The sequence below is a fragment of the Bradyrhizobium sp. WSM1743 genome (assembly GCF_000473065.1).
Classification (GTDB): Bacteria; Pseudomonadota; Alphaproteobacteria; order Rhizobiales; family Xanthobacteraceae; genus Bradyrhizobium.
On sequence record NZ_AXAZ01000003.1, the window covers coordinates 107,498 to 121,756 of the forward strand.

Consider the following 14,259-nt stretch of genomic DNA (forward strand, 5'->3'; position numbering starts at 1 on the left):
GGCCTCAAATGGTTAGGGGATCATGAACCATCAGGGCGGGCCGCGCGCTTTGCGGAGACAAAGCGGCATTTTCGCGGCTCTTGACGCCGGGGCCCGTGGTGGCCCATATGTGGCCGCATGAACGGTCTCCTCGCCATTTGCGCCATTTGCCGCGAGATTACGAGCTAGCGATTCGCTGGCTGGAGCCGTCTTTTCTCAAAAACATTGAGAGCCCTGGACGCCCGGCCAACAGCCGACGGGTATCCATATGGAATTGCGCCTTCACGATACGCTGACGAGGGAAAAGCGGACCTTTGTACCGCTCGATCCGAACAACGTCCGCATGTATGTCTGCGGACCGACCGTCTACGACTTCGCCCATATCGGCAATGCGCGGCCAGTGATCGTGTTCGACGTACTGTTTCGGCTGCTGCGCCATCTCTATGGCGAGGCGCATGTCAAATATGTCCGCAACATCACCGACGTCGACGACAAGATCAACGACCGCGCCGCGCGCGATTTCCCGGGCCTGCCGCTGAACGAGGCCATTCGCAAGGTCACCGAGCAGACGGGCAAGCAGTTTCACGCCGACGTTGATGCGCTCGGCGCGCTTCGGCCGACCGTGGAGCCGCGCGCGACCGAGCACATCGGCGAGATGCGCGAGCTCATCGAGAAGCTGGTCGCCGGCGGTTTTGCCTATGTCGCCGAGGACCATGTGCTGTTCTCGCCTCAGGCGATGAACGCGGCCAATTCGGTGCTGCCGCGCTACGGCGCGCTGTCCAATCGCTCGCTGGACGAGATGGTCGCCGGCGCCCGCGTCGATGTCGCGCCCTACAAGAAGGGCAACACCGATTTCGTGCTGTGGAAGCCGTCCAAGCCCGGCGAGCCGTCATGGCCGTCGCCGGCCGGCATCAAGGCGGAGGGGCGGCCCGGCTGGCACATCGAGTGCTCGGCGATGGCCTGGAAGCATCTCGGCGAGCATTTCGACATCCACGGCGGCGGCATCGATCTCGTGTTTCCGCATCACGAGAACGAGGTTGCGCAGAGCTGCTGTGCCTTTCACCAGGAGCGCATGGCAAACTATTGGATGCACAACGGCTTCCTGCAGGTCGAGAGCGAGAAGATGTCGAAGTCGCTCGGTAACTTCATCACGATCCACGAGCTGCTCGCAGAATGGCCGGGCGAGGTGCTGCGCTTGAACATGCTGAAGACGCAGTATCGTTCCCCAATCGACTGGACGGTGAAGTCGCTGGAAGAGAGCGCCAAGACGCTCGACGACTGGTACCGTGTCGCCGCCGATGTTGCGCCCGGAAAGCCGGCTGCGTCGGTGGTCGAATCTCTGCTCGATGACCTCAACACGCCGCAGGCGATCGCGGCGCTGCACGGCCTGCGTGGCAACGATATCGCGGGTCTTGCGGGCTCGTTGCGGCTACTCGGTTTCCTCTCCGAGAGCGCTGCGCAATGGGAAAGCCGCAAGCAGCAGGCGAGCGGCATCGATGCGAAGGAAGTCGAGCGCCTGATCGCGGAGCGGACGGCCGCCCGTAGCCGCAAGGACTTTAAGGAATCCGACCGCATCCGCGATCTGCTCGCTACGATGGGTGTTGCGATCAAGGACTCAAAGGAAGGAACGACCTGGGAGATCGCGCGATGAAGCGGCCCGACACGCCTTTCCCGCGGCACTGGCTCTACTACATCGTGCTGAAGATCGCGCTGCTCGCCGGTGCCGTGGCGCTGGTGCTCAAGCTCTATGGGATGTGGTGAGGACGATGGGACAGACTGTGCCAAAGCCCGCACTCAGGCCCTTCCTGCCCGCGGATGTGCCCGTGCTCGCAGCGATCTTCGCCGCCAGCATCGAGGAGCTGACCGGCGACGATTATAGCGAGGCGCAGCAGGAAGCCTGGATGGCGGCGGCCGAGGACGAAGAGTTCGGCAAGCGGCTCGCCGCCGACCTCACGCTGATCGCGACACTCGAGGGCTCGCCCGTCGGCTTCGCCTCGCTGCGCGGTAACGATCACATTCGCATGCTCTATGTCCATCCGGCTGTGGCCGGGCAGGGCATCGCAACCATGCTGGTCGACGCGCTGGAGAAGCTCGCCGGCGGCCGCGGCGCGGCGAGCCTGTCGGTCGATGCCAGCGACAACGCGCAAGGCTTCTTCGCCAAGCGCGGTTACACCGCCCAGCAGCGCAATAGCGTCACCATGGGCGACGAGTGGCTCGCCAACACCACCATGAAGAAGACGCTCGGAGCGGGGCCATGAGCAAGGAGCGTCTTTATCTGTTCGACACCACGCTGCGCGACGGGGCGCAGACCAATGGCGTCGATTTCACGCTGGCTGACAAGCAGGTCATCGCGGCGATGCTCGATGATCTCGGCATCGACTATGTCGAGGGCGGCTATCCCGGCGCCAACCCGCTCGACACGGAGTTCTTTGGCTCCAAGCCGAAGCTCAATCACGCGCGCTTCACCGCCTTCGGCATGACGCGGCGGGCGGGGCGCTCGGTCTCCAACGATCCCGGTGTCGCCGGACTGTTGGAGGCGAAGGCGGACGCGATCTGCTTCGTGGCAAAATCGTCCGCCTATCAGGTGCGGGTCGCGCTGGAGACGACAAAGGAGGAGAACCTCGCTTCGATCCGTGACAGCGTCGCAGCCGCGAAGGCCGCCGGCCGCGAGGTCATGCTCGACTGCGAGCATTTCTTCGACGGCTACAAGGAGGACCCGAGCTTTGCGCTGGCCTGCGCCAAGGCGGCCTATGAAGCCGGCGCGCGCTGGGTGGTGCTGTGCGACACCAATGGCGGCACCATGCCTGATGAGGTCGAGGCCATTGTCATCGAGGTGACCAAGCACATTCCCGGCGATCATGTCGGCATCCACGCCCATAACGACACTGAGCAGGCGGTGGCCAATTCGCTCGCCGCGGTGCGCGCGGGCGCGCGGCAGATCCAGGGCACGCTGAACGGCCTCGGCGAGCGCTGCGGCAACGCCAATCTCTGCTCGCTCATCCCGACGCTGAAATTGAAGAAGGACTTTGCTGACGTTTTCGAAATCGGCGTCACGCCGGAGAAGCTGGCGACCCTGGTCAAGGTCTCGCGCACGCTCGATGACATGCTCAACCGCGTGCCGAACCGGCATGCTCCTTACGTCGGCGAGAGCGCCTTCGTCACCAAGACCGGCATCCATGCCTCCGCCGTGCTGAAGGATCCGCAGACGTACGAGCACGTGCTGCCGGAGCTGGTTGGCAATCACCGCAAGGTACTGGTGTCCGATCAGGCCGGCCGCTCCAACGTCATCGCCGAGCTCGACCGCGCCGGCATCGCTTACGACAAGAGCGATCCCAAGCTGACGCGTCTCGTCGAGGAATTGAAGGAACGCGAGGCGGCCGGCTATGCCTATGAATCCGCCAACGCCTCGTTCGAGCTCCTGGCGCGCCGCACGCTCGGCAAGGTGCCGCATTATTTCCAGGTCGAGCAGTTCGACGTCAATGTCGAGCAGCGCTACAACGCGCTGGGGGAGCGGGTCACCGTGGCGCTCGCGGTGGTCAAGGTCGACGTCGCCGGCGAGCATCTGATCTCGGCGGCCGAAGGCAACGGCCCCGTCAACGCGCTCGACGTTGCCCTGCGCAAGGATCTCGGCAAGTACCAGAAATACATCGAGGGCTTGACGCTGATCGACTACCGCGTCCGTATCCTCAATGGCGGCACCGGCGCGGTCACGCGCGTCCTGATCGAGAGCGAGGACGAGAACGGCGACAGCTGGACCACGGTCGGCGTGTCCCCGAACATCATCGACGCCTCGTTCCAGGCGCTGATGGATTCGGTGATCTACAAGCTCGTGAAGTCGGGCGCGCCCGCGTAGCTGGAGACATTCCGGGGCGGTCCGCCGGACCGAACTATGGTGCGCAGTTGCGCACCTGAGAATCTCGAGATTCCGGGTTCACGCTTTGCGTGTCCCGGAATGACAACGGAGGGGGAGCACGGCACATGATCGACCACATCTCCGTCGGCGTCAGCGATCTCGAGCGCGCCGCAAAATTCTACAAGGCAACGCTCGCCACCCTCGGTCTCACGCGCCTCGTCACGCGGCCGCGGACGGTTGGCTTCGGCAAGGCCTATCCCGAGTTCTGGATCAACTTACGCGAAGGCATGCCGCGCGTCGGACCGGAGAGCGGCGTGCACATCTGCTTGCGGGCGAAAACCGTCTGAGGTCGATGCGTTTCACGCGGCGGCGCTGTCCGTTGGCGGCGCCTCCGACGGCGCGCCCGGCATCCGCCCGCACGACCGCGTGCGCTACTACGCAGCCTTCGCCCTCGATCCCGACGGCAACCGGATCGAGGCGGTGACGTTTCCGGCAGAGTAAAGCGTGATCGCCACAAAGGCGGTGCGCTCCCTCTCCCGCTTGCGGAGGAGGGCTGGGGTGGGGGTATCTCCGCGGGCGAGACCCCCCAAGAGGAGAGAACCCTCACCCGCCGCTGCGCGGCGACCTCTCCCGCATGCGGGAGAGGTGACGGAGCCCGCGGCGAAATCGAGCCAACCAATCGTTAAAGCTTGCGCGCCATTTCCGGGGCGAGCTGCTTGTCCGATTCGGCCACCTGTGCTGCGGCCGCCTTCAGCTTCGGCAGGATCTCCTCGACGCGATCGGCCTTGAGGATGTCGATCGAAAGGCCGGCGCGGATGAACTCGGTCTGGCGCATGTGAGACAAGAGCGAGAATAGCGGCTCCCAGAAATTGTCGATGTTGGCAAGCAGCACCGGCTTGGCGTGACGGCCGAGCTGCTTCCAGGTCATCTGCTCGACCAGCTCCTCCAGCGTGCCGACGCCGCCCGGCAGCGCCACGAAGGCATCGGAGCGTTCGAACATCAGGCGCTTGCGCTCGTGCATATCGGGGGTGACGATCATCTCCTGCACGCGCGTCAGCGCGTTCTCGCGCAGCCGCAGGAAGTCGGGGATGATGCCGGTGACGGTGCCGCCATGGTCGAGCACGGAGGTCGCGACCGCGCCCATCAGGCCGAGCGAGCCGCCGCCATAGACCAAGCGGACGTTGTTTTCGGCGAGCGCCTTGCCGAACGCCTTGGCGCCTTCGGTGAAGCGGGGATTTGTTCCAGGGCCGGAGCCGCAGTAGACACAGACGGTTTTGATAATGCTCATTGACACCATGATGCATTGCAGCGAAGGGGCGTCAAGCCCAATCGGTGATTCGGACTGTCCGGAAATCTACCGGTAAATGACGATAAACAATCAAAGATTCGCCATCTGGCGGGGTGCGTGGGCATCGGGAAGGCTCTATATGACGGGCGAAGATCGTTAATCACAGTTGCGCCCGCATCCGGCGGGCTTTCAGGCTTCTTGATGGACCAACCTCAATCGTTCGACGGCGCCGACGTTCCTGAGCCTCCCGCTGGAGGACCGCAGGCCGGGGCCACGCTGATGGGCACGCTGGCGCATCTGTGGCCCTATATCTGGCCGGGCGATCGCTTCGATCTGAAGATGCGGGTGGTCTGGTCGCTGGTGCTGCTGCTCGCCGCCAAGCTGATCACGCTCGCGGTGCCGTTCAGCTTCAAATGGGCGACGGATGCGCTGACCGGCGCCAACACCGCGCCGGTGCAGGCCGACAACTGGCATCTCTGGGTGATCGCCTCGCCGCTGTTGCTGACCGCGAGCTACGGCACGATGCGCATCCTGATGGCGGTGCTGACGCAATGGCGCGACGGCATCTTCGCCCGCGTCGCCATGCATGCGGTGCGCAAGCTCGCCACCATCACCTTCATCCACATGCACGATCTGTCGCTGCGCTTCCACCTGGAGCGCAAGACCGGTGGCCTGACGCGCGTGCTCGAGCGCGGCCGCGAGGGCATCGAGGTCATCGTGCGCATGGTGATCCTCCAGCTGATCCCGACCATCGTCGAAGTCTCGCTGCTGCTGGCGGTGCTGCTCTGGCAATTCGACTGGCGTTACGTGGTCGCCACCCTGATCACGGTCACGCTCTACATGTACTACACCTACATCGCGACCGAGTGGCGGATCGGCATCCGCCGCAAGATGAATGATTCCGACACCGAGGCGAACACCAAGGCGATCGACTCGCTGCTCAATTACGAGACGGTGAAGTATTTCAGTGCCGAGGCGCGCGAGGCGCAGCGCTACGACAAGTCGGTGGCGCGTTACGAGGAAGCGAGCGTCCGCACCTATACTTCGCTTGCTGTGCTCAACACAGGCCAGGCCGTGATCTTCACGCTGGGCCTGACCGCGACCATGCTGATGTGCGCGATCGGCGTACGCAACGGCACAAACACCGTCGGCGATTTCGTGCTGGTCAACGCCATGATGATCCAGCTGTACCAGCCCCTGAATTTCATGGGCATGGTCTATCGCGAGATCAAGCAGGCGATCATCGACATCGAGAAGATGTTCAATGTGCTGGGCCGCGAGGCCGAGATCAAGGACGCAGCCGACGCGAAGCCGCTGGTCATCTCCGCCGGCACCGTGCGCTTCGAGGACGTGCGCTTTGCCTACGAGTCGGCCCGCCCGATCCTGAGGGGCATCAGCTTCGAGGTGCCTGCCGGCAAGACCGTTGCCATCGTCGGCCCCTCGGGCGCAGGCAAGTCGACCATCTCGCGGCTGCTGTTCCGCCTGTATGACGTCTCCGACGGCAAGATCCTGATCGACGGCCAGGACATCCGCGACGTCACGCAGGCCAGCCTGCGTGCATCGATCGGCATGGTGCCGCAGGATACCGTGCTGTTCAACGACAGCATCCGCTACAACATCCGCTACGGCCGCTGGGACGCGACTGATACCGAGGTCGAGGAGGCGGCGCGGCTGGCGCAGATCGACCATTTCATCCGGATGGCGCCGAAGGGCTACGAGACCCAGGTCGGCGAGCGCGGCCTGAAGCTGTCCGGCGGCGAGAAGCAACGCGTCGCGATCGCGCGCACGGTGCTCAAGGCACCGCCGATCCTGGTGCTGGACGAGGCGACCTCGGCGCTCGACACCCACACCGAGCACGAGATCCAGGGCGCGCTCGATCGCGTGGCGAAGAACCGCACCTCGCTGGTGATTGCGCACCGGCTTTCCACCATCGTCGGCGCCGACGAGATCATCGTGCTCGACCAGGGCCGCATCGCCGAGCGCGGCACCCACGCGAAACTGCTCGCGCAGGGCGGCCTCTATGCCAGCATGTGGAACAGGCAGCGCGAGGCCGAGGCGGCGCGCGAGAAGCTGGCCAAGATGGCCGACGCCAGTGCGGCGCCCAACCGGGAGCCGCCGCCGGTCGATGACATCCTGACGACGCCCGCGGCGGCGGAGTGATCTTGTCTCCGGTCCCAACTCTGGCCTAAACAACCCGCGCGACGACCCGTGCCATTAACCCCAAGCGGCAGATAACGATGTCCATTCTCGATTCGATCCAGCGCCAGATTCCGCCGATCCACAAGGAGGGCTATCCCTTCATCGGCGGTTTCGCGCTGGCAAGCCTGATCCTGTTCTGGCTGTGGTCGCCTTTGGGGTGGATCGGCACCATCCTGACCGTCTGGTGCGCGCTGTTCTTCCGCGACCCCGTCCGCGTGACACCGGTGCGCGAGGGGCTGGTGGTGTCGCCGGCCGACGGCCGCGTCTCGATGATCACCATGGCGCTGCCGCCGGCCGAGCTGGGCCTCGGTGACCGGCCATTGCCGCGCATCTCGGTGTTCATGAGCGTGTTCAACTGCCACGTGAACCGCGCTCCCGTGGCGGGCAGGGTGGACCGCATCGCCTACCGCCCGGGTCTCTTCATCAACGCCGAGCTCGACAAGGCGAGCGAGGACAATGAGCGCAACTCGCTGGTGATCACGACGCCCAATGCGCGGATCGGCGTGGTGCAGATCGCCGGTCTCGTCGCCAAGCGCATCGTCTGCTTTGTCAAGGAGGGGCAGTCGATCGGTGCCGGCGAGCGCTTCGGCCTGATCCGCTTCGGCTCGCGGCTCGATGTCTACCTGCCTGTCGGCACCAAGGCGCTGGTCTCCGAAGGGCAGACCGCGATCGCTGGAGAGACGATCCTGGCCGACCTTGCCGGCGACGACCCGAGCCGCGCCTTCCGCGCCAATTAACCAATAGTCGGTGCTTATGGGCCGTCCGCCGCAATGGCGGAGGGGGGTGCGGCTTGCTATATCTCGCCTCGAGGTGAGCAATGACGCCCTATGACTTCAAATATCCCGATGCGCGCCGCCGGCGGTTCCGACCGATCCCGGTGCGGATGCTGGTGCCCAACGTCATCACGCTGCTGGCGATCTGCGCCGGCCTGACCTCGATCCGCCTGTCGATCGAGGGGCGGATGTCGCTCGCCGTCTATGCCATCGTGTTCGCGGCCGCGCTCGACGGCATCGACGGCCGCATCGCGCGCATGATCAAGGGCCAGTCCAAGTTCGGTGCCGAGCTCGACAGCCTCGCCGACTTCGTCAATTTCGGCGTGGCGCCCGGCCTGATGCTGTATTTCTGGCAGCTGCACGAGCTCGGCAATGCCGGCTGGATCGCCGCCATGGTGTTCGCGATCTCCGGCGGCCTGCGGCTTGCGCGCTTCAACGCCACGATGGACGATCCCAACAAGCCGGCCTTCGCCGCCAATTTCTTCACCGGTGTGCCGGCGCCCGCCGGCGCGATCACGGTGCTGCTGCCGATCTATGTGGCGTTCCTCGAGCTCGGCCGGCTGCCGGCGGCGGTGACGGCGGCCTATACGCTGCTGATCGCCTTCCTGATGGTGTCGCGCCTGCCGGTGTTCTCCGGCAAGACCAAGCGCATGCGCGTTCCGCCCGAGCTGGTGCTGCCGGCCTTCGTTGCGGTGATCGTCTTCATCGCGCTCCTGATTGCCTATCCCTGGCACGTGCTGTCGATCGGCACGGTGCTGTATCTTCTCGCTTTGCCGCTCGGCTACAAATCCTATCGCGACCAGGCGCGCGCGCTGGAAGCCACCGCGCCGTCAGGAGGCGAAGTTCCGTCGCCGCCATCAGCACCAACACTGACGAATTTGTCAGAGCCGCCGCACGATGACGAACGGCCCGGACGGCTGCACTGAGCAGCCCGGCGCGGATATCTGCCATGAGGCCTGCCTGAGTTGGGTTGAGACCTGATCTCGGCTATATCGCCCTGTGCCGGCGGCATCGCGCCAACAGCGACCGCCAATCTGGGAGAGAACGCCGTGACTGATACCGCGACCGGGCCGCTGCCCGCTTCCGTCCTCGAGGCGCTGGGCCGCTACGATACCCCGACGATCTGCAATGCCATGGAGATCGTGGCGCCCGAGCGGCGGCTGATCGGCTACACCACCAAGCAACTGGTCTGTCCGTTCCCAGACCTGCCGCCGATCGTCGGCTATGCCCGCACGGTCACGATCCGCTCGGTGCTGAAATCATCGCTCCCAGCCGAGGAGCAGTCCAAGCGCCGCATCGAATACTATGAATATATCGGCACCGGTCATGGCCCGCGCATCTCGGTGATCCAGGACATCGACGGGCCTGATGTCGGCTATGGCGCGTTCTGGGGCGAGGTGCAGAGCAACGTGCACAAGGCCCTCGGCTGCCTCGGCGTGATCACCGACGGCTCGATCCGCGACATCCCGCAGTGGGCGCCGGGCTTCCAGGCACTCGCCGGCTCGATCGGCCCGTCGCATGCCTGGGTGCACGCGGAAAGCTTTGGCGGCGAAGTGCGCGTCGCCGGCATGACCGTGAAGTCGGATGATCTCATCCACGCCGACCAGCATGGTGCCATCGTGATCCCGCTCGACGTCGCCGCAAAGCTGCCGGAGGCAGCCGAACTCTGCGGCCGCCGCGAGACGCCGATCCTCGAGATCGCCCGCAGCCCCGATTTCTCGCTGGAAAAGCTGAAGGCCGCGCTGAAGCGCTCGGCGGAAATCCACTAAGCGCGGTTGAACGACCTACGGCCGCGAAGCCGGCCGTGGGCCGCCTTGCTCCGCCAGGAACTGAGCCGCTTGATCCGGCTCACCGAACATTGCGGCGGCGCATCCGATCAGGGTGAAGCCGCCTGCGAGGTCCCATAGCGTGATGTCCTCCGCATTGTCCGGGAGGTGAATCAAGCGCGCTGCGATCGCCGCGAAGGCGGCCTCGACAAAGAGCAGGATGCTGAAGGCCGGCAGGACGAGCTCCGGCTCGAGCAGGTGGAACGCCAGCGCCGCGGGCAGCGCAGTGAGAAGGCTGAACAGCGTCAACATCGCGATGGCTCCCGCGATTGAGCATGCCGCCCCGCTTCAGAATAGCAATTCATCCTTCGTCCCGGATGTGGCGGAGGGCCGCAGCCGATGTGACGTCGTGGCGCGCCTGCTTATGGTTAGCGAAGTGTTGAAATTCCCATCGCTCGCCGGCAGCAGCAATCGCAGCAGCGGGCAGCACGCTGTCCAGACTTAACCTTTACGCGGCTTTAAGGGCGGCACTCTAGGGTTTCCGATGCGGTTCGGGGTTGGGCCGCGCCAGCGGCCAGGACGGCCGTTGTTGCGTTCGCGTTGGAGTCTCCCATGGATATCATGACGGGCGTTGGGCTCACGGCGGGCATCATCGTCATCACCGCGATGATCCTCATGGGCGGCGACCTGCACATGTTCATCTCCGAACATGCGATGATCATCATCTTCGGCGGTTCGATCTCCGCCACCATGATCCGCTTTCCGCTCTCGGCGCTCCTGCACGGCCTTCCGCTCGGCGCCAAATTCGCCTTCACCATGAGCCGGCTGTCGGCGCACGACCTCGTCGACGAGCTTGCCCGCATCGCCGAGATCGCCCGCAAGCAGGGGCCGGTGGGGCTCGAAAAGGTCGAGACCGACGAGCCGTTCCTCGCCAAGGGCATCCGCTACGTCGCCGACGGCTACGATCTCGACTTCATCCGTGACAATCTCGAGCGCGACCGCGACAACTTCCTGATGCACCTCGACGAGGGCAGCAAGATCTACCGCGCCATCGGCGACTGCGCCCCGGCGTTCGGCATGATCGGCACCCTGATCGGCATGGTGCAGATGTTCGCCAACATGACCGACCCCTCCAAGCTCGGCCCGTTCATGGCGACCGCGCTGCTCGCCACCCTCTACGGCGCACTAGTTGCGAACCTGTTCTGTCTGCCGATCGCCGACAAGCTGCATGGCAAGCTGCTGGATGAAGAGACCAACCGCACCCTGATCATCGACGGCATCCTCATGATCCGCGACTCCAAGAGCCCGACCTTGGTGCGCGAAATGCTGCTGGCTTATCTGCCGGAGAAGCATCGCAACGCCGAGGGTGAACCGGTGCCGGCCTGACCGCGCGCACCAGGATTTAGGTCATGGCGAAGAAGAAACGCGGCGATGCGCATGGCGGCGGTCACGGCTGGTTCGTGACCTTCGCCGACCTCATGGGCCTGATGATGAGCTTCTTCGTGATGCTCGTCGCGTTCTCCACGCAAGACGCCAACAAGCTGAAGATCGTCGCAGGGTCCATGCGTGACGCCTTCGGCGTGCAGAGCGAAGCGCGCTACGCCGGCATCGTCGAGTCTGACGGTTTGCCGACCCGTCCGCGGCTGAAGAACGTCGATCACATTCAACCTGAAGATGCCTCGAATACGCCGACGCCGGATCAGGAGGACCGCGACCGCACGTCGGGGGCCAAGGTCAAGGTCGACCGCAATTTCGCACTGGCGGCGGCCTCGCTGCGCCAGGCGTTGCAGGACATGCCGGAACTGACCGAGATGTCCAAGCACATCATGTTCGAGGAGACCAAGCAGGGCCTCAACCTGGAGATCGTCGACCAGGATGGCCGCTCGATGTTCGCCGACGGCTCCAAGGTGCCCTATGACCGTACCCGGCGCCTGGTCGAGAAGCTCGCGATCCCGCTCAAGGCCACGCCGCTCCGCGTTTCCATCGCCGGCCACACCGCGGCGGGCTTCGTGCCGACCCGCAGCGACTACGGGGCCTTTGATCTGTCGGCCGACCGCGCCAATGCGGTACGCCAGATCCTCGAACGCGAGGGCCTGCCGCCGTCGCACATCTTCGCCGTCTCGGGCAAGGCGGACACCCAGCCGCTGTTTCCGGACGATCCTTCGCTCGCCGCCAACCGGCGGGTGACCATCACCCTGATGCGCGAGGATCCGCCGCTGCCGCCGAATCTGAAGCCGTGAGCATGATCCGGGCCCGAGGGGCCGCGTTAGCGCAAAGTGGGCACCGGTTTTCCGACGCGATCATGCTCGGAAAATAGGCCTCTTGCGCTACCATCCTACCTGAGGCATGTCGTCGCGCAGGCGATGAACGTTGCTGCGGCGTCACAGCTTCTGTCCCGGTGCCTGCTATGGTGGAAGCCGATTGACAGGCGCGCGGGAAGCGTCAAAAGGCGCCGGATCAAATTCAGGGACGAAGCGTTTTCCACCCTCATGACGGCGAGCATCACATCGGCCGAGACCCAGGATGGGCAACCGGTCACATCAGGCTTTTGGGCCCTCACGCTCGGGAGCATCGGCGTCGTCTTCGGCGATATCGGCACCTCGCCGCTCTACGCATTCCATGAGGCGGTCAGAAGCGCGGCGCATGGCGAGCCGGTCTCGCGGGTCATCGTGCTCGGCGTGCTCTCGCTGATCCTGTGGGCACTGCTGATCGTCGTGACCGCCAAATACGTCTTGCTGCTGCTGCGCGCCGACAATAACGGGGAGGGCGGCACGCTCTCGCTGATGGCGCTCGGCCAGCGCGCGCTCGGGCGGCGGAGCTGGTTCCTGCTCGCGCTCGGCGTGGTCGGCGCCTCGATGTTCATCGGCGATTCCATGATCACGCCGGCGATCTCGGTGCTCTCGGCGGTCGAAGGCCTGAAGCTCGCAACTCCCGCGCTCGAGCACTATGTCGTGCCGCTCACCGTCCTCATTCTGGTGCTGCTGTTCGCGGTCCAGAGCAAGGGGACCGCACTGGTCGCCTCGGCCTTCGGGCCGGTGATGGTGGTATGGTTCACCGTCATCGCCGTGATGGGAGCCGTCCACATCGCCGACGACCCCTCCGTGCTGGCGGCAATCAATCCCTATTATGCCGTGCAGTTCGTGCTGTCGCACGGCACGGTTGGCCTCGTGACACTCGGCGCCGTGTTCCTGGCGGTGACCGGGGGTGAGGCGCTTTATGCCGATCTCGGCCATTTCGGCCGCAAGCCGATCCAGTCGGCCTGGATGTTCTTCGTGCTGCCTGCGCTTCTGATCAACTATTTCGGGCAGGGTGCGCTGGTGCTGTCCGATCCCAGCGCGATCGAGCACTCCTTCTATCGCATGGTACCCGAGAACCTCGTGCTGCCGTTGGTCGGGCTTGCGACTGCCGCAACCGTGATCGCGAGCCAGGCGGTGATCACCGGCGCCTATTCGCTGGTCTATCAGGCCGTGCAGCTCGGCCTCCTGCCGCGTTTCGAGGTGCGTTACACCTCCGAATCCCATGCGGGCCAGATCTATCTGCCGCGCGTCAACCGCCTGCTGCTGATCGGCGTGATGCTGCTGGTGCTGCTGTTCCACACTCCCAGCAATCTGGCCTCGGCCTACGGCATTGCGGTCTCAACCACCATGGTCGCCGACGGCATCATGGGCTTCGTCGTGATCTGGAAGTTGTGGAACTGGCGTGCGGCGGCGGCCGCGGCCCTGATCATGCCCCTCGTCGTCGTCGATTTGAGCTTCTTCAGCGCCAATCTGCTCAAGCTGCTCGAAGGCGCCTGGGTGCCGCTGCTGTTCGGCATCGTCATGGCGGGAACGATCTGGACCTGGCGCAAGGGCTCCGGAATCCTGATGCAGAAGACGCGACGGATCGAGGTGCCGCTGGACGATCTGATCCGGAGCCTGGAGAAGCGGCCGCCGCACATCGTCAAGGGCACCGCCGTGTTCCTGACCAGCGATCCCGCTTTCGTGCCGACCGCGCTCTTGCACAATCTCAAGCACAACAAGGTGCTGCACGAGCACAACGTGATCCTGACCATCGAAACCGCGCATACGCCGCGGGTCGATCTGTCGGAGCGGTTCAGGATGGAGAAGATCAGCGACAAGTTTTCCAAGGTGCGCTTGCGCTTCGGCTTCATGGAGCAGCCGAACGTGCCCAAGGCGCTCGCGATCGCGCGCAAGCAGGGCTGGCAGTTCGACATCATGTCGACGTCGTTCTTCGTGTCGCGAAGGTCGTTGAAGGCCTCGGCGCAGTCGGGCATGCCGCTCTGGCAGGACCATTTGTTCATCGCGCTGAGCCGCTCGGCCAACGATGCCACGGACTACTTCCAGATCCCCACGGGCCGGGTGGTTGAAGTCGGAACCCAGGTCACCATCTAGAACGCAACTG

Annotated in this window: 12 protein-coding genes and 1 pseudogene; 11 read left to right on the forward strand and 2 right to left on the reverse strand. The window is 64.7% G+C overall.

The window, feature by feature from the left end:
• Positions 1–247 precede the first annotated feature (247 nt).
• The 4 genes and pseudogenes from cysS to YU9_RS40965 all read left to right on the forward strand — a co-directional run bounded on the left by cysS (position 248) and on the right by YU9_RS40965 (position 4,333).
• Positions 248–1,630, forward strand: coding sequence for a cysteine--tRNA ligase (gene cysS, locus YU9_RS0104335; RefSeq protein ID WP_027571663.1), 1,383 nt, complete (start codon positions 248–250; stop codon positions 1,628–1,630).
• 115 nt (positions 1,631–1,745) lie between these two features.
• The gene (locus YU9_RS0104345) at positions 1,746–2,237 is read left to right on the forward strand and encodes a GNAT family N-acetyltransferase (RefSeq protein ID WP_027571664.1); all 492 of its coding nucleotides are present in this window, start codon (positions 1,746–1,748) and stop codon (positions 2,235–2,237) included.
• Complete coding sequence (gene cimA, locus YU9_RS0104350; protein ID WP_027571665.1) at positions 2,234–3,832, forward strand: citramalate synthase; 1,599 nt, start codon at positions 2,234–2,236, stop codon at positions 3,830–3,832. The genes YU9_RS0104345 and cimA overlap by 4 nt, the downstream gene beginning before the upstream one ends.
• Before the next feature lie 125 nt (positions 3,833–3,957).
• Positions 3,958–4,333: pseudogene (locus tag YU9_RS40965) on the forward strand (VOC family protein).
• A gap of 181 nt (positions 4,334–4,514) precedes the next feature.
• Here the strand turns inward: YU9_RS40965 and YU9_RS0104360 are convergent.
• The gene (locus YU9_RS0104360) at positions 4,515–5,120 is read right to left on the reverse strand and encodes a TIGR00730 family Rossman fold protein (protein ID WP_027571666.1); all 606 of its coding nucleotides are present in this window, start codon (positions 5,118–5,120) and stop codon (positions 4,515–4,517) included.
• A gap of 201 nt (positions 5,121–5,321) precedes the next feature.
• Between YU9_RS0104360 and YU9_RS0104365 the strand changes: the two genes are divergently transcribed.
• The 4 genes from YU9_RS0104365 (at position 5,322) to YU9_RS0104380 (ending at position 9,861) form a co-directional block, all read left to right on the forward strand.
• Positions 5,322–7,280, forward strand: coding sequence for an ABC transporter ATP-binding protein/permease (locus tag YU9_RS0104365; protein WP_027571667.1), 1,959 nt, complete (start codon positions 5,322–5,324; stop codon positions 7,278–7,280).
• Between the two features lie 53 nt (positions 7,281–7,333).
• Positions 7,334–8,056, forward strand: coding sequence for a phosphatidylserine decarboxylase (locus YU9_RS0104370; RefSeq protein WP_256375856.1), 723 nt, complete (start codon positions 7,334–7,336; stop codon positions 8,054–8,056).
• Between the two features lie 80 nt (positions 8,057–8,136).
• On the forward strand, positions 8,137–9,018 hold the full coding sequence (locus tag YU9_RS0104375) for a phosphatidylcholine/phosphatidylserine synthase (RefSeq protein ID WP_027571669.1): 882 nt from the start codon (positions 8,137–8,139) through the stop codon (positions 9,016–9,018).
• 123 nt (positions 9,019–9,141) lie between these two features.
• Positions 9,142–9,861: an RraA family protein gene (locus YU9_RS0104380; RefSeq protein ID WP_027571670.1), complete on the forward strand. Its 720-nt coding sequence runs from the start codon at positions 9,142–9,144 to the stop codon at positions 9,859–9,861.
• Positions 9,862–9,876: 15 nt separating this feature from the next.
• Here YU9_RS0104380 and YU9_RS0104385 read toward each other — a convergent pair whose 3' ends face one another.
• A complete protein-coding gene (locus tag YU9_RS0104385; RefSeq protein ID WP_027571671.1) occupies positions 9,877–10,170 on the reverse strand; it encodes a hypothetical protein in 294 nt (97 codons plus the stop codon).
• Positions 10,171–10,470: 300 nt separating this feature from the next.
• On the opposite strand from YU9_RS0104385, the gene YU9_RS0104395 reads away from it, so the two are divergent.
• The 3 genes from YU9_RS0104395 to YU9_RS0104405 all read left to right on the forward strand — a co-directional run bounded on the left by YU9_RS0104395 (position 10,471) and on the right by YU9_RS0104405 (position 14,249).
• The gene (locus YU9_RS0104395; RefSeq protein WP_027571673.1) at positions 10,471–11,244 is read left to right on the forward strand and encodes a motility protein A; all 774 of its coding nucleotides are present in this window, start codon (positions 10,471–10,473) and stop codon (positions 11,242–11,244) included.
• Positions 11,245–11,267: 23 nt separating this feature from the next.
• Positions 11,268–12,098 carry a flagellar motor protein MotB gene (locus tag YU9_RS0104400; RefSeq protein WP_027571674.1) on the forward strand — a complete coding sequence of 277 codons (831 nt, stop codon included), beginning with the start codon at positions 11,268–11,270 and terminating at the stop codon, positions 12,096–12,098.
• A 249-nt stretch (positions 12,099–12,347) separates the two neighbouring features.
• Positions 12,348–14,249, forward strand: coding sequence for a potassium transporter Kup (locus YU9_RS0104405; protein WP_027571675.1), 1,902 nt, complete (start codon positions 12,348–12,350; stop codon positions 14,247–14,249).
• The last annotated feature ends 10 nt before the right edge of the window (positions 14,250–14,259 follow it).